Genomic DNA, 22,249 nt, shown 5'->3' with positions numbered 1-22,249 from the left:
GAAATTTTTAAAAATTATGTTATGCCATTTACCATCTCTAGTTTAGTGAGCTATGAAGAGGACATCAAAAAAAGTCGTTTTCAAGCTTTTGCTGTGCCTGTTGAAAATGAACAGGCTGTTAAAGACTTTTTAGAGCAATATAAAGATATCAGCACCACACATCAGTGTTGGGCATGGAAAATTGGTCATAATGTTCGTTTTAATGATGACGGTGAACCATCAGGAACTGCAGGCCGTCCTATTTTAGCCACCATCGAAGGTAATGAACTAACCAATGTTTTGGTTTTGGTCAATCGTTGGTATGGTGGTGTCAAGTTAGGCACAGGTGGACTGGTACGTGCTTATGGTGGAACAGCAGGACAGTGTTTACTGTTGGCTGAAAAAATCGAGCTCATTGAAAAGAAAAAAGTACATTTTGCCTGTCAATTTAATGAATGGGCAATTTTCCAGTATGAGCTGAATAGCGGGCAGATTGAGTTTAATGAGCAATATACTGCGGAGGGCGTGCTTGTAGAGGCATTATTACAAGTGCATCAGATTGAAGCGCTCGCAGTTAAAATACAAGACCTAACCCGTGGGCGTGAAGCATTAAAAATTGTGGATGACCATCATGACTGATCCCTTACTCAAATATCGTGAACAGCATAAGCACCGCTTAAATTATATGCCATGGTTGTATTGGTCACTCAAGCCTAAAAATCGGATGTGGGCTGAGGCATGGCAGCAAGAGTACCAAGCTTACTTAATGGAAATGGAAACCGTTGAAATTGGTCAAAACTGTTTTATTTCTCCATTGGCACACATTTTCGCAGAGCCAGGCCGTAAAATTATTATTGGGGACAACACGTTTATTGCTGCTGATTGTACTTTGCACGGGCCTTTAGACATTGGCAGCGAGGTCGCAATCAACCATCATTGTATTTTGGATGGTGGCCGTGTGGGGATTAAGTTAGATGATCAAGTACGTATTGCAGCCTATTGTCACTTATATGCCTTTGATCATGGCATGGCACTCAGTGATCCGATCTATCAACAGCCTGTACGTTCAAGAGGGATAGAAATTGGACGAGATGTTTGGTTGGGGGCCCATGTGGGCGTGAAAGATGGAGTGAAAATTGGTGCACATGCCGTGGTAGGTATGAATAGTATGGTGACCAAAGATATTGCGGAGCGATCCATTGTGGCAGGCAATCCTGCTCAGCTTATTCGTTTACGTGATTAAGACATCAAAGAATCTTGAACATTTATCAATACTTAATTACATAAAAATCTGCCATCAAAAAAAAAGATATGCTAAGTTTAGAACAACAATGAGACCTTATGCCAAATGCGGTGTAATGAGAGGCGATAATGAAACGAGTCATTGCATGTATTGATTCTTCCCCTTGTATCAATGCCTTAGCAGAAGCGTCTGCTTGGATTGCAAAACAAACAGGGCGTGAATTGGTCCTTTTACAAGTTTTGGATTATTACCCTGCAAGTTATCACTTGGGTGAAATTAGTGGGGTGATTGGATTTGAAAGCAATGCAATGTTGCTCAAAGAGCTAGCTGAGTTGGAGCAGAAACAAAGTGAACTTGCACTCAGTTACAGTAACAATCTACTTGATCATATTTCTAAACTCATTCTTGAAACACACGGCTTGCATACGACACATATTCAAGAAAAAGGAGACTTCCTCGAGCAAAGTTTTAACTTATTACATGAAGATGACATTGTCGTGATTGGTCGAGTCGGAGAAAAATCGGCTGAACGTAATAAACCACTGGGTAGTAATGTTGAAAACTTTATTCGCGGAGCAAAATGCACGGTCATGACCGTGGGTGATACATTCAAACCGCCTACACGTTTTATCTTTGCTTATGAATATTCCCCGACCTGTGTGAAGATGATGAAGCGAATTGCTCAAAGTGATTTACTGCGTCTTTTACAATGCCATTTAGTCTATGTTGGCGACCACCCTGAAATCCTAGCAGAGCCAGAACGTTATTTAAAAGAGGCGAATCTGGATGTGATTACTGAATATCGCTATGGTGACGTGGCTGAAAATATTTTGGAATATCAGAATGAGCATGGTATACAACTGATTGTTCTAGGGGCATTTAGCCACAGTAAAATTCATCAGTTCTTTTTGGGTAGCATTGCTACGACTATTTTTAGGAATGCCAAAGTGCCTTTATTGGTGGCACGCTAATATCGAGTGACTTCTCTAAATTGTGCCCCTTTTATCCATAGTTATCCGCATTAATTGTGGATAACTATATGGACAGTAAATGTAAGTTTATAATTTATATAAGCTTAAATTAATTGGGTATTTTTTAATCTAAGTTTTAGCTTATTTTACAATGGCTAAGGCAAAGCCATCATGTCCTTTGCTACCGACAGTTTGAATGGCGGTGCACGACAAAATTTTCGGATGATTTTGCATCGCTTTAAACATATCACGGATCCCTTCAATACTTGGCTTATGATTTTCAGGATTGATAATATCGCCTGCACGAATCACGTTATCAAGGAAAATCAAAGTACCTGAATGAGATAGCTTGAGGCTTAATTCCAAATACTCTGGGTAACTTTGCTTATCTGCATCAATAAAAATAAAGTCAAAAGGTTCAATGTCTGCGGGCAGCGATTTAAGGATATCTGCTGCGCGTCCACATTTGAGTTCAACGGTTTGTTTGAGCTGAGCTTTGTCGATATTTTCTTGACCCATCGCGGCATGCGTATCACGCCCTTCAATCGTTAAAATATAGCCGTCTTCAGGCAAAGCGCGCGCTAACCACATGGTGCTATAGGCAGCAAAAGTACCAAGCTCCAACACACGCTTACATTGATTCATTTGAATCAGCATTTGTAAAAGCATGCCTTGGTTGGGTGCAACAGCTAAGTGATCTGGAAAACCATGTTTCTCTGTATTTTCTAAAGTTTGAGTCAGAATGGGGTCTTCAGGAATTAAATGTGCGTCGATATAGTTATCAATCTCTGTCCACATTTGTTGCATAGCATGTTCACCTTGGTTGCGATGTGGAGCATTTTAAACTTTTATTTTCAGAGTGCAATTTATCCGACCATATTTGTTTAAATCAATGCTTAAAAAAAGAGGTCTAATCGACCTCTTTTCCTTATAAAATAGTTAGTAATTACACATTGATGAATTTCGACTAAGGTCAGGGCCCCATGTGCGATATCCTTGGGTATCAATGTGAATTTGACCAGATGCATATAAGCCTAAGCCCATGTTTAAGCTTTGTCCGTGTTGAGCCCAAAATTGGCATAGACGGAATTTAGTATTTTCAATATATGCATAATCTTGCGGCTGCGGGTTTTCAGGTCCGATTCGAAAATCTATAGCAGAATTGAATAAGTGGCGGGATGAGTTGGCACCACCTGCACATTGGTTTAAAGGCAGATCACGATAAACTGAAGTAACTTCAAAATCGGTCAGTACTTTGGCTGCAACCAAATATTTAAACACTTTTAGAGTCGCAATTTGGTTTTTCCAAAGCTCACGGTTTGGAATCATATATTGTGAGCGACCACATTTTTGCCAGTCACGAGCGGTTCTGAGCAGTTCAAAGCTTGGAATGATATTCCCAACGCCATTACGTTCAAGGAAAACTTCATACTCACGTACGCGTGCTAGTGTGTCACCCACAGACATCCAAGCATTATAGGTATAAGGAATAATTTTAGGTGGTGCAGGGCGGTCAAAACTAATTTGCTCTTGTGGGATAAAAATACGTTTTCCATCGGGAGTCGTAATGGTTTTGCCTTTGTGAGATGAAGTCGTACAGCCAATCATCACCAAGGGGATTATGCTAACCGCAAATAATCCCTTTAAAAATTTCTTCATTATAGAAATCAAATATTTAAAAAATACGGCTATTATTTTAATCTATATTGATGGGGAAAATTTGGAAATATTGCAATCAAATGTGTGTTTTAGGTATAAAAAAAGATCAGCTTATGCTGATCTTTTTAGAGTTACTTTTCTAAGTATTGTAACTTATCTGTTTTACCGTTCCATTCTTCACGGTCAGCAGGTTGATCACCAATCTGGGTAATGTTTGGCCAAGTTTGTGATAATTCAGCATTCAGTTCGATAAAGACTTCTTGACCTTCTGGCAGTTCATCTTCAGAGAAAATTGCATTTGCAGGACATTCAGGTTCACACAGTGCACAATCAATACACTCATCTGGATTGATCACTAGAAAGTTTGGACCTTCATAGAAACAGTCTACTGGACAAACTTCTACGCAGTCTTGATATTTACATTTAATACAATTTTCAGTGACAACAAAGGTCATGGCGAAGGCTACCTAAAAATATGGTTCTAATAACTAATGTGTATTTTAGGCAAAAACGGCACCAACTAACAATTGCTTTTATTGATATTTGTTATATGCACGGCTGTTAAATTTGATAAAAACTGAACATTCTGCTGAAAACTGCTTTTGACAATAAAAAAGACCGTCATTTTGACGGTCTAAATGGGTGACAAAAATAGAAAACCACTATGAATGTAACTGATCTTTCAATGCATAAAGCTGTTGTAAAGCTTCACGTGGGCTTAAATTATCGACATCAATACTCTTGAGTAGTTCAAGTGCAGCAGAAGGTTTCTCAATTTCGACTACACGTTCAATGGTTTCAATTTCAGGTGCTTCTATTGCAGCAAACAAATCGTTTTGAACGACTTTAGGTTTTTGCAGTTGTTGTTTCTCTAAAATTTTCAGACGATTTTGTGCTTCTTTGATCACACTGGCAGGAATACCTGCCAATTTTGCCACTTGTAAGCCGTGACTTTGGCTTGCAGGCCCATGTTGGACTTTATGTAACAAAATCAGGTTGCCATTGAGTTCTTTTGCGGTGACATGGTAGTTATCAATTGCAGTTTCTTTGGCCAGCTCAGTTAGTTCAAAGTAGTGTGTGGCAAATAAACATAAGCATTTAATGCGTTTGGTTAAGTCAAGTACGCAAGCCCATGCCAAAGATAAACCATCATAGGTACTGGTGCCACGACCAACTTCATCCATCAGAACCAGAGACTGATTGGTTGCATGATGTAGGATTTGCGAGGTTTCAGTCATTTCCACCATAAAGGTTGATTTGCCTGTAGATAGGTCATCGGCAGAACCAATACGGGTAAAGATTCGATCAATAGGACCTAATACTGCCGATTGGGCAGGGACATAGGAGCCACAATAGGCCAATAGGCTAATTAAAGCCGTTTGGCGCATAAAGGTTGATTTACCCCCCATATTAGGACCAGTAATAATGGCCATACGGTGGTTGAAATCAAGTGTCGTGTCATTCGGTGTAAATGTAGCTTTGTTCAATGCCTCAACCACTGGATGACGTCCAGCAATAATTTTAACCCCAGTTTCGGGACTATACTCAGGACGTGACCAATTGCGTAAGCGAGCCTGATGTGCAAAGTTGGCTAAGAGGTCGATCTGCGCAATAGCGCTGCTCATCATTTGTAAATGACCAATATCGGCGCGCAGTTCATCTAAAAGCATTTCGAACAGCATTTTTTCGCGGGCTAATGCACGGGATTCACTCGAAAGCACCTTGTCTTCAAAGGTTTTTAGCTCAGGCGTGATATAACGCTCAGCATTTTTCAAGGTTTGACGGCGAATGTAGTGATCAGGCGCTTGCTCAGCTTGCGCACGGGTCAGTTCGATGTAGTACCCACTGACACGGTTATAGCCAATTTTTAAGGTCGAAATTCCCGTATTTTGACGTTCTTGAATTTCAAGGTCGATCAAGTACTGTCCCGCATGATCGCGGATTTTACGTAGTTCATCCAGTTCATGATCGAAACCTTCGGCTATTACATTTCCATCCCGTAAAAGCACAGGCGGATGTTCAACAATGGCGGACATTAAACGTTGATGTAAGCCATGGAAATCGCCCAACTCCTCATTCAATAGAGAAATGAGTGCGGACTGTTTACTTTGGATCACGGGTTGAATGGCATGACGTAAATAAGGGATTTGCGCACAGGCTTGGCGCAGTTGCACTAAGTCTCGTGGACGGGCACTGCCTAAAGCCACGCGACTGAGAACGCGTTCGATGTCTCCAATTTCTTTTAAGACTAAACGAACTGGTGATTCATGGTAGCCATCTACAAGACTTTTAGTCGCGTCTAAACGTGCGTCTAAGAGCTTGGTGTCACGTAATGGTTGCATTAGCGTGCGGCTAAGTAAACGTCCGCCCATGGCTGTTTGACAGTCATTGATGAGTTGGAACAATGACGTGCCGTGTTCAAACAGAGGTTCAACCAACTCTAAGTTTCTACGTGTCACAGGATCAAGCGCAATGAAATCACTGCTTTGTTCCAACTGAATAGAGCGAATATGCGGTAAGGCTGTCTTTTGCGTTTCTTTGGCATAATGAATCAGCGATGCTGCTGCCGCTTTGGCAAGTGGCAAATGATCAATACCGAAACCTGCTAAAGTCGATACAGCAAACTGATCGCATAAGGTTTTTTGTGCGTTGTTTAGGTTAAAGTCGACATTCGGGCGGCGTGTTACCGGGCAGTCGAGCAGCTTTTTAATGTGTTCAATAATGTTGGGATCGACAATATTTTCATCGACCAAAATTTCACTTGGCATGAGGCGAGACAGTTCAATACCGAGTTGCTCAAGTTGAAACTCTTGTTGCTGAACTTTAAATAAACCTGCACTCAAATCTAACAGTGCAATACCAATTTCGTTTTGTTGTATGCAAAGCGCCACAAGGTTTGAACTTTGATGTGCAGTCAGCAAGGCATCATCGGTCAGTGTACCTGGTGTAATAATCCTGACAACCCCACGTTCAACAGGGGCCTTACCTGTAACTTCGCCAATTTGCTCGCAAATGACGACTGTTTCACCTTTTTTTACCAAGCGCGCAAGGTAGCCTTCAGCTGCATGATAAGGAACACCTGCCATAGGGATGGGTTCACCATTGGCTTTGCCACGATGAGTCAGTGTAATTCCGAGAAGTTTAGCGGCCTTGTGTGCATCTTCAAAAAATAGCTCGTAGAAGTCACCCATACGATAGAACATCAAAGAATGCGGATGTTGCATTTTGACGCCCATGTACTGTTGCATCATCGGGGTGAGAGTGGATGTGTCAATCATTGAGTTATCTTGTTTCACTACAATAAAGCCTTTAAATTTAATATATTTTCAAAATACACACGGTAACTGTCTGATGTAATCCATCTCAATTCAATCTAAACCTAGACTGTATTTCCTAGTGAGAATAGGTTGTGGGACTTAATGCTACCTTATTGAGCATAAATAGTGCATACGCTTATATTAACAAATTGCACACTGCATCAGTGAGTTCCATTAAACAAAGTTAGTGAGTCCCTGTGAATCATGTGAAGTTGACTTTAAGTGATGGATAATAACTTAAGTGGAAAACTAATAGGTTCATCAAAATGATTAGAATAATAAAATGCGATTAAGCTAATGTGATTAATAAGTTAATGGTACAGGGAGTACATATACAATGTTGGGATTTAATTGGATTGACACTTTACCAGAACATATTCGTACTGAAATGCTTCAGAAAGCCAAAATATCTACTATTTTAAATGATCATATTCTGTACCAAGAGGGTGATCCGATTACATCTGTATTCCAAATCATAGATGGACAAATAAAAAAAAGTATCATAACAGAATCAGGTCAAGAAATTTTACTCTATGTTTATTCAGAAGGAGAGTTAATTGCGGATAGTGCTGTCGTGGATCAATTACCATATCCTGTTACTTTAACAAGTCGAGGAACAACAAAACTCCGTGTATGGCAAGCTGAGGACATTCATTATTTTCGACATAAATATGTTCAAGTCGAAGAAGCAATGATCCAACAGGTCAATAGGCGATTACGTGCAACTTTACAATTGGTCAAAGAAATACTCACTTTACCTGTCAGTTTGCGTATCGCATCTCGTGTAAGTCAGATTAATGGAATCAAAGAATTATATGCACAAGATACCCATTTAATATTGTCCCAAATGGATATAGGGATGATGGTTGGTACGACTCGACAAACAGTCAATAAAACACTACAGCAAATGAAGACTTTAGGGTTGATAGAAAGCCATTATGGAAAAATTAAAATTACAGATAAACATAAGTTAGAAGAATTTATTCAGGAAAACTTAAAAGATAACGATGAAATTTAAAAATAGCCCACAATGTAATTTAGCCGACATTCTACAGGTTTAAAAAGGCATAACTTTCTCTTAGGAACTTACCCAAGGAGAAAGACATGTCAGGAATGACCCTTGCGCAAATAGCACAACAATATGCGCAGCAACCTGAACGCACGGCTATCGTATTTAAAGATCGCCAAATTAGTTACGCCAATTTAAATCAGTCTGCAAATCAGGTCGCTCATGGCCTAACTAAACTAGATGTTCAACCACAAGATCGTATTTTATTTTTAGATGTAAATAATGATCGCTTTTATGAAGTGGCGATTGGCTCTAGTCGTATTGGTGCGGTCATTGTTCCCATTCATGCCAAATTTATATTGAATGAAATTTTGCCCATTATTCAGGACTCGCAAGCGAAAGTTTTGTTTATTGGTCGAGTTTTTTATACTGCAATTGGTGAACAATTACAGGCTTTACTCGGCGATACATTTACGATTATTTGTACAGATGAACAATATGAAATCTGGCGTGATCACCAAAGTATAAACCCTATCGACTATCAGCAAGATACTAGAGAAATTTGTTTACAGCTATATACCAGCGGAACAACAGGCGTATCCAAGGGTGTCGAGCTCTGTAGCTTATCTTTATTTCATACTGCTTTAGATGCCAAACAAAATCATGGGCTCAGTCCATTGGCACAATTTCATTCAGACGACCATGTTTTACTGTCCTTACCACATGCACATATTGCAGGTTCACTTGCTGGGTTATTTGCATTGTATTTAGGTTGTAAACTGGTTTTGGTTGAACAGTTCAATCCGCAAAATGTTCTACAAATCATGCAACAAGAGCAAGTTTCTTTAACGTTGCTTGTACCTGTCATGCTGAAGCATTTATTAGATACTTTGTCAGAAAATAACCAAGCACTCAATACATTAAAAAATGTGATTTATGGTGCAGCTCCAATGCCAACAGCATTATTAAAAGCTGCTATCAAACGTTTACCTCATACACATTTTGGTCAGATCTATGGGCTAACAGAAAGCTCAGGTCCAATTACTTATTTAGATGCTCAGGATCATCTAGATATTGCTCAAGGAAATGACAGACTTTCCCATTCTTGTGGTCGAGCCACGCATGGCGTCGAAATTCAAATTTTGAATGAACAATTTGAACAACTACTTAGTGGTCAAATCGGTGAAATTGCCTGTCGAAGCATTCAAAACATGAACGGCTATTGGCAAAAGCCTACAGAAACATCTCAGACTTTCCATAACGAATATTTGCTTACAGGTGATCTTGGCTATATGGATGAGCAAGGTTATGCCTACATCTATGACCGTAAGAAAGACATGGTGATTAGTGGTGGAGAGAATGTTTATCCAACTGAAATTGAAGATATTTTATATCAGCATCCAAATATTTCTGAAGTCGCTGTCATCGGTGTGCCTGATGAAACTTGGGGAGAGTGCTTAAAAGCAATCATAGTCTTAAAAAATAATAACCAAGATGTTGCATCTATTGCTCAAAACATTTTGGAATTTTCAAAATCAAAATTGGCAAATTTTAAAGTGCCTAAGTCGATCGACTTTGTCGAGCAACTCCCAAGAAATCCCGCAGGTAAAGTTTTAAGACGAATTTTGCGAGAGCCTTACTGGTCTAAACAAGATCGGCAAGTGTCCTAACGCCTTTACTCACTCAGTTTTCAATACTAGACAATTCCCACACCAGTCTTACAAGGAGATTTCCATGACTGTTAAATTTAAAATGGATGGCAATTTAGCGATTGCAACTTTTGCTGATGGTCCAATGAACTTACTCACCATGAAATCATTTTATGGGCTTATGGAAGCAGTGGATCAAGCGATTGAGAACAAAGCCCGTGCATTGTTAACACTTGCAGAAGGCGATCATTTCTGTGCAGGCGCGCATGTAGTTGAGAATTTTCTCGGGCAGGATGCTAATTTCGCGCGACGTATGCTCAGTGGTGCAATCCCAGAAATGCATCGTTTTGAAAACTTACCATTTCCAACCATTATTGCTGTTCGTGGAATGTGTCTAGGGGGTGGTTGTGAAATTTTACAACTGCATGACATTGCATTTGCAAGTGAAACAGCAAACTTTGGTCAAGTTGAAGCGCGTATTGGTACAACGACTTTGTTAGGTGGTGCACAGCGTTTGGTGGCACGAGTCGGTTTACAACGCGCGAAAGAAATGGTGCTAACAGCAGGTATCTATGATGCCAAAACCATGTTGGATTGGGGTTTGTTAAACAAAGTCTATGCCGACGATGCTGTTGAAGCAAAAGCTTACACCTTTGCAAAAAGATTATCAGAGGGACCAACGGTCGCTTATGCCGCTTCTAAACATATGATTAATGCTGCCGTAAGTCATGGTATGGGGGCAGCAGATTTACGTTTGGCTGATGCTGCGGCAGGTACATTTGCAACAGGGGATATGGTGGGTTCAGTCAACCGCTTTGCTAAAGAAGGTGCAGATATTCTTGTAAAAGGTTTATTGGAATTTAAAGGCGAATAATTTAGGAAAATATCATGAGCAATTTTAATGCACCTGTTCATGAGTATGATTTTCTAGTCAGACATGTTCTGGCTAGAGAAATTCAGCTCTTGAATTATGACGTCAACTTAACTGAAGATTTTAAATTAGTTTTAGAGTCTGTTGGTACTTTTGTTGATGAACAACTATTACCATTGGCGTTAAGCGCGGATGAACAAGGTTGTACAATAAAAGGAAATCAAGCATTTGCACCTGATGGTTATAAAGAAGTTTATCAAAATTATATTCAGGACGGCTGGGGTGCAATTCATACCTCTGTAGAGGATGGTGGGCAAGGTTTACCACTTCCTTTAAGTTTTGCTTGTGACGAAGTATTGAGCAGTGGCTCAATGGCTTTTGCACTTTACATCAGTATTAGGCTTGGTGTTTATGAAGTCATCAAAACTCTAGGTTCTGATTATTTAAAGCAAAAATATTTAGAAAAAATAGGCACTGGTGTTTGGAATGGCACGATGTGCTTAACTGAACCTCAGTGCGGTACAGATTTATCACTCATCAAAACCAAAGCTGTTTTGAATGAAGATGGTACATATCGCCTGAGTGGAACCAAAATATTTATCACAGGTGGAGATCATCATCTGACGGATAATATCGTTCATTTGGTTCTTGCTCGAATTGAAGGAGCACCAACGGGACTGGCTGGACTAGGGTTATTCATTGTTCCTAAATACCTTTCTGATGATGGGAAAATTGGTGATTCAAATCATGTCAGTTGTGCGCGCCTTGAAAATAAATTAGGGATTCATGCATCGGCGACTGCTGAGCTAGTCTTTGATCAGGCCCAAGGCTGGATTGTGGGTCAGCCGGGGCAGGGGCTACTTGGTATGTTCAGTATGATGAAGTTAGCGCGTATTGGAACTTCTTTCCAAGCATTAGGTGTAGCTGAATATACCTATCAAAAAGCAGTAGATTATGCGCAGAATCGGATTCAAGGTCGTGATCTGATCAATAAATCAAAAGATTCTATTGCCATCATTCAGCATCCTAATATTCGACGTGAATTACTCCGTATGCAGACCAGCATTTCATCTGGGCGGTTACTGGCATTCCAAACCACGCTTTTAAATGGGTTAACTACAGCTTCAGATCATCCTGAACTGAAAAAATTGGCAAATGCAATATTACCAATTTTCATGGCTGTATCTAAGACAGTATGTAGTGAATATGGCGTAGAAGTCGCAACTGCTGCCATGCAGACTTATGGTGGTCATGGTTATATTCATGAAAGTGGGATTGAACACGCCTTAAGAGATGTACAAATTTTACCGATTTATGAAGGTACAAATGATGTGCAATCACTCGATATTATTTTACGACGTATCTTTGACGGTAAGCATGAGACCGTTTCAATTTTGTTGAATTGGCTTGAACAGCAATTCGATGATTTAGAACTGAATGAATGCGATCAAATCTATCTTGAGCAAAGCAAACATTTGTTCGAGCAACTCAAAGAAACAACGGAAAGTATTAAAGGCAATTTACAGCAGAACCCTTTCGCAGCCTTGCAGTATGCCAAAGATTATCTGTGGTATGTCGCGCATAGCATGATGTCTGTGCTTTGGCTACGTGTCATTTCAAGTTTGACCCATTCAGAAAACCTTGCTGTTAATAAACAGAATAAATATGCCGAAGCGGCTTTTTATTTTAACTATATGCAAATTGACACATTCACTCGACATGAACGATTGAAACGCGCGAATGCGATGTCTGCTGTATTACAAAACTTTCAACCCGAATTATAGGTCAAAAAATGAATCACTTATTCGATGTAAAAGGTAAAGTTGCCGTAGTGACTGGTGGTACACGTGGTATTGGCTACATGATTGCACAAGGTTTATTGATCAATGGTGCAAAGGTGTATGTGGTTTCACGTAAAGAAGAATCTTGTCAGGTTGCGGAGCAACAATTACAACAATACGGTCAGGTTAAAGGGATTGCTGCTGATCTATCCAATTTAGCGCAAATTCAAATCTTTGCTGAAAAACTTTCTGCATTGGAACCTCAAATTGATATTTTGGTGAATAACGCAGGTGCGACATGGGGTGCTGAACTTGGAAAGTTCCCCGAAGCAGGTTGGGACAAAGTACTGGATACCAATCTAAAATCTGTGTTTTTTCTAACGCAAGCTTTACTGCCTCAATTGCTAAATCATACATCGGAGTCTCCGAGTCGTGTTATCAATATCGGCTCAATTGATGGTTTAACTGTACCTACTTTTGGGAACTATTCATATTCAGCAAGTAAAGCAGCAGTCCATCAACTGACAAAACATTTGGCAGGGCATTTAGCTGGACAGAATATTAATGTCAATGCAATTGCGCCGGGACCATTTGAAACCAAAATGACCGAATTCATGTTGCAACAAAACCGTGATGAAATCGTGAATACCATTCCGTTAAAACGTATTGGGCAAGCAGAAGATATTGTCGGTACGGTTTTGTTTTTAGCATCTCAAGCATCATCTTTTATAACGGGTGCCGTTATTCCACTTGATGGTGGATATTCAACCATACGATAACAGGGATATGTCATGGATAAAGTTCTAAGTTTTACTGAATATCAAAAGTTAGTTGGTCAAATATTACAATCCGAAAGGCTTTTGATGGATCAACAGAGGATATCTGCATTTGCAGAAGTGACAGAAGATCGCCAATTCATTCATATTGACCCTGAAAAAGCGGCTCAAACGCCGTTTAAGGGAACAATTGCACATGGTTTGTTAACCCTATCAGTTTTACCTCATTTGGTTGAAACAACTTTTCCTCTATTAGAAGGGATGAAATTAAGCATCAACTATGGCTACAACAAAATACGGTTTTTAAACCCTGTACCGAGTGGTAGTCATATTCGCGCTAATTTCTTGATTAAAAGTTTTGAAGCAATTGCCGAAGATAAATATCAACTTGTGACAGATATTTCTGTGGAAATTGAAGGACTGAATAAAACAGCTTTAGTTGCTGAATGGATCAGTATCGCAGTTGTATAAGGAACTTAAAATATGAATCACGAATTTAAAGATCAAGTTGCCATTATTACAGGTGCAGGCAATGGTCTAGGTAAATCCTATGCTTTAGCCTTGGCAAAACTGGGTGCAAAAGTTGTCGTTAACGATGTCGGTGGTAATCGAGATGGTTCAGGAAGCGATGCGAGTCCTGCCCAAATGGTTGTTGCTGAAATATTAGCTCAAGGCGGTATAGCCATTAGTAATAATTCAGATATCACGCAATTTGACCAAGTGCAAAGTATGGTTCAGCAAGCCATAGATGCATGGGGTCGTGTTGATATTTTAATTAATAATGCAGGAATTTTGCGAGATTCAACCTTTTCGAAAATGGAGATGGATGATTTCTGGAAAGTCATTGATGTCCATTTAAAAGGTACAGTGAATTGCTGTAAAGCTGTGTGGGATATCATGAAACAGCAAAAATATGGCCGTATCGTGCTGACTTCATCTGCATCAGGGCTTTATGGGAATTTTGGTCAAAGTAATTATGCTGTTGCAAAATCTGCAATGTTAGGGCTTATGAATGTGTTACATGAAGAAGGCATCAAATATAACATTCATGTGAATACACTCACACCGACAGCGGCAACACGCATGACAGAAGAGTTAATTCCCGAAGAAGCCAAACCTCTACTTCGCCCAGAAACCATTACACCCGCAGCTGTTTTCCTCGCAAGCCCTGAAGCACCTTCAAAAACTATTATCGGGGCTGGGGCAGGTGTTTATGCTCGTAGCTATCTTTTTGAAACTGAAGGTATCTATTTGCCAGAGGCTGATCGTAATGCGGCAACGATTGCCAAAAGGTTCGATGAGATTTCTGATACATCACATAGCCATTATTTGGCTGGAGCAACTCAACAGACACTACGCTTTGCTGAAAAAGCAATGAAAGAAACTCAATTGAACGGATAAATAAGGAAAGAATCATGCGTGAAGCAGTCATCGTCTCTACAGCAAGAACACCTATTGGTCGCGCCTTTAGAGGTTCATTTAATGATACAAAATCACCAACATTGATGGGGCATGCAATACAACATGCAGTTGCTAAAACAGGTTTAGAATCCGATATTTTTGAAGATGTTGTGGTTGGTTCAGTTTTAAATGTGGGAACAGCGGGCGGAAATATTGCACGCATGGCTTCCTTCGCAGCGGGCTTACCAGTAACAGTACCAGGACAAACCATAGACCGCCAATGTTCTTCTGGATTAATGGCGATAGCAACCGCTGCCAAACAAATTACATTTGACGGTATGGAAGCTGTGATTGCGGGTGGCCAGGAAAATATTACCGCAGTACAAAACCCTTATTTTGAATGGGTTGGAAAAGAGTTTGATCCAAATGTAGTCAAACATGTGAAAGCTGCTTATATGCCAATGCTACAGACTGCGGAATATGTCGCGAAGAAGTATGGCGTTAGCCGTGAACAGCAAGATGCTTATTCATTTGAGTCACAAATGCGTACCGCACGGGCTCAGCAGAATGGCATATTTGACGATGAAATCGTAGCCATTCAAACCACGATGAAAGTTCAAAATAAAGAAACAGGCGAGCTGAGTTTTAAAGACATTTTACTTCATCAAGATGAAGGAAATCGTGCAGATACAACTTTAGTAGGCTTATCATCATTAAAGCCAGTGATTGAAGGTGGTGTAATTACGGGGGGTAATGCAAGTCAGTTGTCTGATGGTGCATCAGCTTGTGTAATCGTTGAAGCAAAACTTGCGGAACGTGAGGGACTACAACCTTTAGGTGTTTATCGAGGTATGGCAGTTAGTGGCTGCGCGCCTGAGGAAATGGGGATTGGACCAATCTATGCAATTCCAAAACTTTTGAAACAACATGGTTTAAAAATTGATGACATTGGTGTTTGGGAGCTCAATGAAGCATTTGCTTGCCAAGTTCTATATTGTCGTGACCATTTAGACATTGATCCTGAAAAATATAATATTAATGGTGGCAGTATTTCGATTGGCCATCCTTATGGCATGACGGGTTCTCGCTTAGTTGGGCATGCATTATTGGAAGCAAAGCGTCGTAAAGAAAAATATGCTGTAGTTTCAATGTGTATAGGTGGAGGTATGGGAGCAGCCGCTTTATTTGAAGTGTATTAGGGCTTATTAATTTTTTGTTTCCTTTTTCTTTCTTAGTTTGTTATCGGGCTAAGAAAGTTTTTTTAGGATGAAATATGGATATTGAACAGCTTAGCCAAATCATCGGAGATAAATGGCAGATTCAAATTATTTATTATTGTGGTAATGACGGTCTAAGTTTTAATGAATTACAAAAAAAACTAAAAATTAGCCGATCAGTATTAACAAGAAAGCTTAATAGACTTGTTTCATTAAATATTATAAGAAGGGAGAATATTACTGCAAAGTTTAAAAAAAGGGCTATTTATCTAATTAGCAAAGAAGGGAATATATTTCATAAGAAAATCTTTGAGTTATTATTAGATAGTGAACCTACATACTAAACTTTCCAATTTCTAAAGATAAGTTTGAATAGCCATCACTCTCCTAAACAAAAAGAATAGATGATATTGGTATAGATTTTTAGTGGCTATTCAATACTCGATACAATTTAAAGTCGTTTTAAGTTCGGAAAACAATTAAATAATAATGAAAAAATCAGTTTTTCTTGATCATTTAAAGAGCAATTTAATTTAAGATTGTGTTGTTTCATTAAAGATAGCTAACATTGATGTAATACCAGCTTTAGTCCCGTATGGAATTGCGGATAGATCAATTTCAAAGTCTCCATTATGTGCATTGAATGGTAGTTTTTTTTGTTTAAAGGCTTCGATAAAGCGTTTAGGCTCGGCAATACCAACATTAATATAACTGTATGCATATTTTGGATTATGAATCACTAAGTGATGAACATCCTCAGAACCCATTACAGATGGGAGAACATTCTCATCTAATAAATATTTGGGATTTTCTATTAGTCCTGAATTTGATAATGTATTTTGAACTACTTTGGTTAGAGCTATGTCATTATTTAAAGGTTGAGCCCAGCCTTTAAATGCAATTGTTGGATACTTGTCTTTTGGCATATTATAAGCATAAGCAATACTTTCATTGATTCGCTTAATACCGTCTATCATTAACTTTTGGTCATTTTCATTAAACCAACGTAAATTAATTTTTAGCAATGCGGAAGCAGGGATTACATTATTATTGCTTCCAGCTTGCACAGACCCAACTGTAATTACTGCAGAATTTTTCGGGTCAATTCCTCGACTGATAATGGTTTGGTATTGAGTTATTGCAGTTGCGGCCATGACGATAGGATCTTTGGATAAATTTGGGGTGGAGCCATGTCCCCCAATGCCATGAAATGTCACATCAAATTGATCTGTACCTGCCATGCGGACACCTGTCGCTGCTGCAATTACGCCAACTGCAACTGGTGCAGCGTGAATGCCGAATAGGTAGTCAGGAACTGGAATTTTATGTTTTGTATATAAACCATCATTTACCATTGCCTCTGCACCTAAGATCGGTTCTTCTGCAGGTTGTCCAATAAATATGACCGTTCCTTTCCAGAGATTTTTATGCTCAGCAAAAAACTTTGCAGTGCCTAGCATCCACGCCACATGGGCGTCATGCCCACAAGTATGTGCAACGGGCGTTTCGGATCCATCCTCTAATTTCACTATTTTTGTACTTGCATATGGCAGACCAGTTGTTTCTTTAACTGCATTTGCATCCATATCTGCGCGGTACATGACAACAGGGCCGTCCCCATTTTTCATGACAGCCGCCACACCAGTTTTACCAATTTTCTCAGTGGTTTGATATCCATAGGATTTTAATTCTTTTGCAACGATTGTTGCAGTTCTAGACTCCATAAAGCCCAGTTCAGGGTTTTGATGAATATCCTTGAATATTTTGACAAATTTCTCACTATCTTGGTTGACACTTTTTTCAATGAGGTATTTAGTCTCTTGTGCATAGCTATTGCTAAACAAACTTAATCCGAGACTCAATATCATTAGGGGTTTTATCGTCTTTATACTTAACATGTTCTTATCCATTTTAGGTTTTTGTTTTGATGATTCTTATGTTTAATTTTTAGTTTGAAAAAGTGCAATTTACAATACTTTTTTGAATAAAATATGTTCAATTTTACAGATGTAAATCTAAAGTCCATGAATATAAGTTTATTCTTATGGGAAAAGCAAAGCTTAAAATTCAGTAATTCTAGGTTATTGCAGATCATAAGGTTTAATCCAGACATAAAGACTACATAGGGTTTTACCTAAATGTGTGGCAACTTCTGCTCAGCTCTAATTTTTATCAGTCACTTACTTGACTGCTTTAATTTTGAATTCTTTAAGATGATTTTGCAGCGTTATATTCGATTACTTTTCAAAAGAAATTCTAGAGCTCATTGAAAGAGTTACAACTTAATCTAGATGATTAGCTGAATTTCTATAGTACTGATGCAACTGATCAGGATAAGGAGTGCAATGGCAGATGGGCAGTATTGCTGTGCAAGATTGAAACATTAGTTGCGAGCAAAGGTCATTGGAATTTAGCTCAAATTTCATTTGATAGTTTTAATCAAATATTGGCAGTTGTTAGCTCAGGTTTGAGCTAATACGCCCAGCTACAAAACTTGATGAGTTTCCTTGTATGACGTACTCAGGTGAAATTGATTTTTTCCATTGCTTTTAGCGATATATAGGGCGTGATCTGCATGAGCAATAAATTCTGAAAGGCTATTATTCAAGTTAGGAATGATAGTTGCGACCCCAACGCTCACTGTCAGATATTTGGAAATACTGCTCTGTGGATGAATAATTCCAATTTCATGTATGCGTTCCATTAAGTATTTTGCTTTAATCAGAGCTTGATCTTCATTTGTTAAAGTGAAAAGTAATAGAAATTCTTCACCTCCATAGCGAGCAACAAGATCATTATTTTTTGAAGGCACTGAATTTAGTATATTAGCAATCTGCTTTAAGCAATCATCACCATGAAGATGACCTAATGTATCGTTATATTGTTTAAAGCAATCAATATCTACCATCATGATTGTAATAGGTTTTTGGTGAATTATTGAGCGATTCCATTCATTTTCGAGAACTTTGTCTAAATAGCGTCGATTAGCTAAACCTGTTAGGGGGTCATGATTTGATAATATTGAAAGTTGTTCTGTTTGGTGTTTAAGTTCTATTCTGTTTAATTCGATCATACAATTTTGCAAATAATTTTCTCGATGTTGGCGATCAATTGCATACGCTAAAGCCATACCAAGAAAGCTACTGAATGTATAAGTTCGATTTAAAAAAGTCCAATCAATAGAGATGTTTAGCCATGTAGTTACAATTATACCAATTAAACCACCGCACCAACCTGCAATCACAGCAGTATAAAATCTCATCCCGACAAAACCATAAATAATAACAATTGCATACATCATTGCAGCATGAAAAAGTACATTATTTTGACCTTGTTCCAATACATTGATTAATGTGAAAGTAAGAGCGACAGACCCTACAGATCCTAGACAAACATAATGTTCAAACCATTTATTCATTGTTGGAATAAATGAAAGAAACCATGCGAAAAAAATGATTAAACCGACCCAACCATAAAACATGATCCATTCAGAACGTATTTCGGTTGGCAATATTTGGTAGGTCCCTATACATAGATACAAATATAGTCCTAAAATGATAGGGGCACGATAGCGAAATTCCAAAGCCGCCCCATTTCTGTATAGGTTTTTATAGATCGTCTCTAGCCTTTTAGGGAATCGAACCAAATTTAGTCCGCGAGCAATTAAAAGATCAATTTGCTCTTGTTTGAATAGTGTTGATGCTTCCAGTTTCATTCTATTTTTTATCCCCCCCAATATTTTTATCTTAAACAGGGATTACGCTTATATAAAATTACACTTAATTAATGAAAGTGTGAACTGTATGAAGAAAAATAATAACTTATAGTTAAAATAAGGACCCAAGAAAGCTATTTTTAGTTTTACTGTTTAACAAGAAAAATTAGCGATTTTATGGATAAGTGTACGATATTAGCCTAAATCTAAGCTAAGAAATTAGCTTGAAGCAGAGAAGGGTCAAAGATAGTGGTTTCGGTTACTACACTCGATTCATAGCCACAGTCCTGATGTTTGACAGTACCCCATTATGTTGTGTAATGGGTGATGAGTTCCTTACATTTGAAACTATCTATTGGAAATTTTTAAAGCAGAACTCCTCATATTGCAGAATTCGTTGTGCTTAGCTCAGTATTTCCACAATTATCTTTACGGCGCTAAATCCTGACGATAGTTGCCTATTCAAAAGTTTGTTATGTGAGCAGCGTATGTTTCACCTGATGAATACACATCAACTGGCTATATTTAGTGATGAACTTAAATACACTGTAAAGAGCACAAGATAGATTCAATGAGCTATCAGCGTAGCAATATGTAATCTGTTGCGTGGATTGAAAGGTGATAAATATGATCTAAGCCAATGCAATAAAATAAAAACTTTATTCAGCGTGCACAACGGGGCATACACTTTGGTCACGAGCAAAACTCGACGTTTTTAGGCTATTTGGTAGGAATTTACGCATGTTTATATGCTTATCAACTCTGTCATAAAAATAAGCCGATGATTCATGCTATGGAGGCATCAGCTTAAACAGGTTGCGAGTTTTGATGTATTTCTTGATGGATTATTTTAAATAAATTTACGCAAAATTTACGCTTCTTACTTTTTTCAATATAGAGAATTTACGCTCTTAATTTCCATACTAAAGCTGACCTATTTTTAATGGCATATGCTATGTGGGAATTTATTTCAGTATTTATCCTTTCATTGCTGCTGGCTTATCCGTTAGGACACTATCTTGCGGATGTCATGCAAACCAAACCAATGAAGAGTGATAGCTTCTTTAAGTGGATTGAACAACCGATTTATGCTGTTCTAAATGTGAAGCAGGTCGGTATGAATTGGCGACAATATTTGGCTGCCTTTATCTTTAGCAATATTTTATTGCTTGGGGCAAGTGTCACTATTTTAATGACTCAAGTATGGTTACCTTTGAACCCCGATCATATTCCGAATATGAATTGGGATCTGGCTTTACATACCACCATTTCATTTCTGACCAATACCAACCAGCAACATTATTCAGGACAGGCTCAACTGTCTTATCTATCGCAAATGACGGTGATTGTGGGCTTGCAATATTTGTCGCCAATTATGGGACTTGCTTTATTGGTCGCCATGTTAAGGGCTTTATTCCTGCAATCACGTCAAGCGGAAGATTCAGATCAAAAGAATTGGAACCATATTAATCTAGGTAATTACTGGATGGATATCATCCGACCATTGTTTAGATTCTTTATTCCACTTGGTTTAATTTTTTCTTTACTGCTCACTTTTCAAGGTGTGCCAGCAACCTTATCTGCGGGGCCAACAGCGCAGGTTTTAGATCAAAGTTCCGAGGTACAAGCACAACATATTCCGCTCGGTCCTGTTGCGCCCATGGTTGCAATTAAACAGCTTGGTAGTAACGGTGGTGGCTGGTATGGGCCAAACAGTACTGTGCCTTTAGAAAATCCAACGCCACTATCCAATGTGATTGAGATGATCGCGATTTTACTGATTCCACTTTCTGCGGTGTTTATGGTTGGGCGTTTTATTCAACGTAAGAAACTGATGTGGATGATTTTTGGCACAATGTTGTTGATGTCGTTGGCTTCAACGATGTTGACCCTATGGACTGAAAAATCTTCGCTCATTTCAAATATTGCTTTGATGGAAGGGAAAGAAGTTCGCTTTGGTGCTGAGGCATCGGCACTGTGGGGAAGTTTGACCACACAAGTCAACAATGGTTCTGTGAATATGATGCATGACTCTGCCTCACCACTGACAGGATTGGTTGAACTGTGCAATATGCTGATCAATGCCATTTGGGGCGGGATTGGTTGTGGTCTATTACAGTTCTTTATTTACCTATTTCTCGCAGTATTTATCGCAGGTTTGATGACAGGGCGCACCCCTGAATTATTTGGTCGAAAAGTTGAAGTCACTGAAATTAAGTTATTAGCGCTAGTGATTCTCTTACAACCTGTGGTGATTCTTGGTCTGACGGCGATTGCCATAGCATTTCCATCGATTACAGGGAATTCCAATCCAGCGTTTCATGGTATTAGCCAAGTGTTTTATGAGTATGTCTCTGCCTATGCCAATAATGGCTCTGGTTTTGAAGGCTTAGGCGATAACACTTTATGGTGGAACCTGAGTGCCAGTATCGCTTTATTGGCAGGGCGTTATAGCGTGTTGATTATTCCAGTTTTGATCGCAGTGAGTTTAGCAACCAAACCGCAAGCAGCCGAAAGCAAGGGGTCTTTACATATTGAATCTCCAACTTTTGCGTTGACCTTGATTGGGATCGTGCTGATTCTGACCTTGTTGCAATTCATGCCAGTGTTGGTGATTGGGCCAATTGCTGACTATTTGTCGATAAAAGTTTAAGTGTGGAG

General features: G+C 38.9%; 19 protein-coding genes and 1 pseudogene. 14 read left to right on the top strand and 6 right to left on the bottom strand.

Annotated elements, in window-relative coordinates; all coding sequences use genetic code 11:
* The first annotated feature begins 21 nt into the window (after nucleotides 1–21).
* From ACE01U_RS05050 to ACE01U_RS05040, 3 genes are all read left to right on the top strand, one after another.
* A complete protein-coding gene (locus ACE01U_RS05050) occupies nucleotides 22–618 on the top strand; it encodes an IMPACT family protein (protein ID WP_086208357.1) in 597 nt (198 codons plus the stop codon).
* Nucleotides 611–1,222, top strand: a complete 612-nt coding sequence (locus ACE01U_RS05045; protein WP_086208356.1) for an acyltransferase — start codon at nucleotides 611–613, stop codon at nucleotides 1,220–1,222. Before ACE01U_RS05050 ends, ACE01U_RS05045 begins: the two co-directional genes overlap by 8 nt.
* A 128-nt stretch (nucleotides 1,223–1,350) precedes the next feature.
* Nucleotides 1,351–2,193 (top strand): universal stress protein, encoded by an 843-nt coding sequence (locus tag ACE01U_RS05040; protein ID WP_110975168.1) that lies wholly within the window; start codon nucleotides 1,351–1,353, stop codon nucleotides 2,191–2,193.
* Between the two features lie 141 nt (nucleotides 2,194–2,334).
* Here ACE01U_RS05040 and ACE01U_RS05035 read toward each other — a convergent pair whose 3' ends face one another.
* The 4 genes from ACE01U_RS05035 to mutS all read right to left on the bottom strand — a co-directional run bounded on the left by ACE01U_RS05035 (nucleotide 2,335) and on the right by mutS (nucleotide 7,130).
* Nucleotides 2,335–3,000 carry an O-methyltransferase gene (locus ACE01U_RS05035; protein ID WP_395578862.1) on the bottom strand — a complete coding sequence of 222 codons (666 nt, stop codon included), beginning with the start codon at nucleotides 2,998–3,000 and terminating at the stop codon, nucleotides 2,335–2,337.
* A gap of 132 nt (nucleotides 3,001–3,132) precedes the next feature.
* A complete protein-coding gene (locus tag ACE01U_RS05030; RefSeq protein WP_086208353.1) occupies nucleotides 3,133–3,852 on the bottom strand; it encodes a D-Ala-D-Ala carboxypeptidase family metallohydrolase in 720 nt (239 codons plus the stop codon).
* Nucleotides 3,853–3,983: 131 nt separating this feature from the next.
* Nucleotides 3,984–4,307 (bottom strand): ferredoxin FdxA, encoded by a 324-nt coding sequence (gene fdxA / locus ACE01U_RS05025; protein WP_010327061.1) that lies wholly within the window; start codon nucleotides 4,305–4,307, stop codon nucleotides 3,984–3,986.
* A 207-nt stretch (nucleotides 4,308–4,514) separates the two neighbouring features.
* On the bottom strand, nucleotides 4,515–7,130 hold the full coding sequence (mutS, locus tag ACE01U_RS05020) for a DNA mismatch repair protein MutS (protein ID WP_395578861.1): 2,616 nt from the start codon (nucleotides 7,128–7,130) through the stop codon (nucleotides 4,515–4,517).
* Between the two features lie 376 nt (nucleotides 7,131–7,506).
* On the opposite strand from mutS, the gene ACE01U_RS05015 reads away from it, so the two are divergent.
* From ACE01U_RS05015 to ACE01U_RS04975, 9 genes are all read left to right on the top strand, one after another.
* Entirely contained in the window at nucleotides 7,507–8,187 is a 681-nt protein-coding gene (locus tag ACE01U_RS05015; protein ID WP_395578860.1) for a Crp/Fnr family transcriptional regulator, read from the top strand.
* Nucleotides 8,188–8,273: 86 nt separating this feature from the next.
* Nucleotides 8,274–9,848 carry an AMP-binding protein gene (locus ACE01U_RS05010; protein ID WP_395578859.1) on the top strand — a complete coding sequence of 525 codons (1,575 nt, stop codon included), beginning with the start codon at nucleotides 8,274–8,276 and terminating at the stop codon, nucleotides 9,846–9,848.
* A gap of 64 nt (nucleotides 9,849–9,912) precedes the next feature.
* Entirely contained in the window at nucleotides 9,913–10,701 is a 789-nt protein-coding gene (locus ACE01U_RS05005; protein WP_395578858.1) for an enoyl-CoA hydratase/isomerase family protein, read from the top strand.
* Nucleotides 10,702–10,715: 14 nt separating this feature from the next.
* Complete coding sequence (locus ACE01U_RS05000) at nucleotides 10,716–12,482, top strand: acyl-CoA dehydrogenase family protein (RefSeq protein ID WP_395578857.1); 1,767 nt, start codon at nucleotides 10,716–10,718, stop codon at nucleotides 12,480–12,482.
* Between the two features lie 8 nt (nucleotides 12,483–12,490).
* Nucleotides 12,491–13,258, top strand: coding sequence for an SDR family oxidoreductase (locus tag ACE01U_RS04995; RefSeq protein WP_395578856.1), 768 nt, complete (start codon nucleotides 12,491–12,493; stop codon nucleotides 13,256–13,258).
* A 12-nt stretch (nucleotides 13,259–13,270) separates the two neighbouring features.
* The gene (locus ACE01U_RS04990) at nucleotides 13,271–13,726 is read left to right on the top strand and encodes a MaoC family dehydratase (RefSeq protein WP_395578855.1); all 456 of its coding nucleotides are present in this window, start codon (nucleotides 13,271–13,273) and stop codon (nucleotides 13,724–13,726) included.
* Between the two features lie 12 nt (nucleotides 13,727–13,738).
* Nucleotides 13,739–14,656 carry an SDR family NAD(P)-dependent oxidoreductase gene (locus ACE01U_RS04985; protein ID WP_395578854.1) on the top strand — a complete coding sequence of 306 codons (918 nt, stop codon included), beginning with the start codon at nucleotides 13,739–13,741 and terminating at the stop codon, nucleotides 14,654–14,656.
* A gap of 14 nt (nucleotides 14,657–14,670) precedes the next feature.
* Nucleotides 14,671–15,855: an acetyl-CoA C-acyltransferase gene (locus ACE01U_RS04980; protein ID WP_395578853.1), complete on the top strand. Its 1,185-nt coding sequence runs from the start codon at nucleotides 14,671–14,673 to the stop codon at nucleotides 15,853–15,855.
* Nucleotides 15,856–15,929: 74 nt separating this feature from the next.
* Entirely contained in the window at nucleotides 15,930–16,217 is a 288-nt protein-coding gene (locus tag ACE01U_RS04975) for a winged helix-turn-helix transcriptional regulator (RefSeq protein WP_395578852.1), read from the top strand.
* A 189-nt stretch (nucleotides 16,218–16,406) separates the two neighbouring features.
* On the opposite strand, the gene ACE01U_RS04970 is transcribed toward ACE01U_RS04975, so the two are convergent.
* Both ACE01U_RS04970 and ACE01U_RS04965 read right to left on the bottom strand, forming a co-directional pair.
* A complete protein-coding gene (locus tag ACE01U_RS04970) occupies nucleotides 16,407–17,771 on the bottom strand; it encodes an amidohydrolase (protein ID WP_395578851.1) in 1,365 nt (454 codons plus the stop codon).
* A gap of 587 nt (nucleotides 17,772–18,358) precedes the next feature.
* Nucleotides 18,359–19,588: a GGDEF domain-containing protein gene (locus tag ACE01U_RS04965; RefSeq protein ID WP_395578850.1), complete on the bottom strand. Its 1,230-nt coding sequence runs from the start codon at nucleotides 19,586–19,588 to the stop codon at nucleotides 18,359–18,361.
* Nucleotides 19,589–19,878: 290 nt separating this feature from the next.
* Between ACE01U_RS04965 and ACE01U_RS17050 the strand changes: the two are divergent.
* Nucleotides 19,879–20,399 (top strand): annotated as a pseudogene (locus tag ACE01U_RS17050) (hypothetical protein).
* A gap of 144 nt (nucleotides 20,400–20,543) precedes the next feature.
* Entirely contained in the window at nucleotides 20,544–22,241 is a 1,698-nt protein-coding gene (gene kdpA, locus ACE01U_RS04960) for a potassium-transporting ATPase subunit KdpA (protein WP_395578849.1), read from the top strand.
* Nucleotides 22,242–22,249: the final 8 nt, after the last annotated feature.

The sequence above is a fragment of the Acinetobacter halobius genome (assembly GCF_044130335.1).
In the GTDB taxonomy this organism is placed as follows: Bacteria; Pseudomonadota; Gammaproteobacteria; order Pseudomonadales; family Moraxellaceae; genus Acinetobacter.
The sequence above is the reverse complement of the archived record's forward strand: the minus strand, read 5'-3'. Positions and strand labels throughout refer to the sequence as shown.

What these genes read in the sequence shown, in the direction of transcription:
- ACE01U_RS05050 (WP_086208357.1), top strand. Translation starts at nt 22, where the DNA reads ATGCCATTTACCATCTCTAGTTTAGTGAGCTATGAAGAGGACATCAAA.
- ACE01U_RS05045 (WP_086208356.1), top strand. Translation starts at nt 611, where the DNA reads ATGACTGATCCCTTACTCAAATATCGTGAACAGCATAAGCACCGCTTA.
- ACE01U_RS05040 (WP_110975168.1), top strand. Translation starts at nt 1,351, where the DNA reads ATGAAACGAGTCATTGCATGTATTGATTCTTCCCCTTGTATCAATGCC.
- ACE01U_RS05035 (WP_395578862.1), bottom strand. Translation starts at nt 3,000, where the DNA reads ATGCAACAAATGTGGACAGAGATTGATAACTATATCGACGCACATTTA.
- ACE01U_RS05030 (WP_086208353.1), bottom strand. Translation starts at nt 3,852, where the DNA reads ATGAAGAAATTTTTAAAGGGATTATTTGCGGTTAGCATAATCCCCTTG.
- fdxA (WP_010327061.1), bottom strand. Translation starts at nt 4,307, where the DNA reads ATGACCTTTGTTGTCACTGAAAATTGTATTAAATGTAAATATCAAGAC.
- mutS (WP_395578861.1), bottom strand. Translation starts at nt 7,130, where the DNA reads ATGATTGACACATCCACTCTCACCCCGATGATGCAACAGTACATGGGC.
- ACE01U_RS05015 (WP_395578860.1), top strand. Translation starts at nt 7,507, where the DNA reads ATGTTGGGATTTAATTGGATTGACACTTTACCAGAACATATTCGTACT.
- ACE01U_RS05010 (WP_395578859.1), top strand. Translation starts at nt 8,274, where the DNA reads ATGTCAGGAATGACCCTTGCGCAAATAGCACAACAATATGCGCAGCAA.
- ACE01U_RS05005 (WP_395578858.1), top strand. Translation starts at nt 9,913, where the DNA reads ATGACTGTTAAATTTAAAATGGATGGCAATTTAGCGATTGCAACTTTT.
- ACE01U_RS05000 (WP_395578857.1), top strand. Translation starts at nt 10,716, where the DNA reads ATGAGCAATTTTAATGCACCTGTTCATGAGTATGATTTTCTAGTCAGA.
- ACE01U_RS04995 (WP_395578856.1), top strand. Translation starts at nt 12,491, where the DNA reads ATGAATCACTTATTCGATGTAAAAGGTAAAGTTGCCGTAGTGACTGGT.
- ACE01U_RS04990 (WP_395578855.1), top strand. Translation starts at nt 13,271, where the DNA reads ATGGATAAAGTTCTAAGTTTTACTGAATATCAAAAGTTAGTTGGTCAA.
- ACE01U_RS04985 (WP_395578854.1), top strand. Translation starts at nt 13,739, where the DNA reads ATGAATCACGAATTTAAAGATCAAGTTGCCATTATTACAGGTGCAGGC.
- ACE01U_RS04980 (WP_395578853.1), top strand. Translation starts at nt 14,671, where the DNA reads ATGCGTGAAGCAGTCATCGTCTCTACAGCAAGAACACCTATTGGTCGC.
- ACE01U_RS04975 (WP_395578852.1), top strand. Translation starts at nt 15,930, where the DNA reads ATGGATATTGAACAGCTTAGCCAAATCATCGGAGATAAATGGCAGATT.
- ACE01U_RS04970 (WP_395578851.1), bottom strand. Translation starts at nt 17,771, where the DNA reads ATGTTAAGTATAAAGACGATAAAACCCCTAATGATATTGAGTCTCGGA.
- ACE01U_RS04965 (WP_395578850.1), bottom strand. Translation starts at nt 19,588, where the DNA reads ATGAAACTGGAAGCATCAACACTATTCAAACAAGAGCAAATTGATCTT.
- kdpA (WP_395578849.1), top strand. Translation starts at nt 20,544, where the DNA reads ATGTGGGAATTTATTTCAGTATTTATCCTTTCATTGCTGCTGGCTTAT.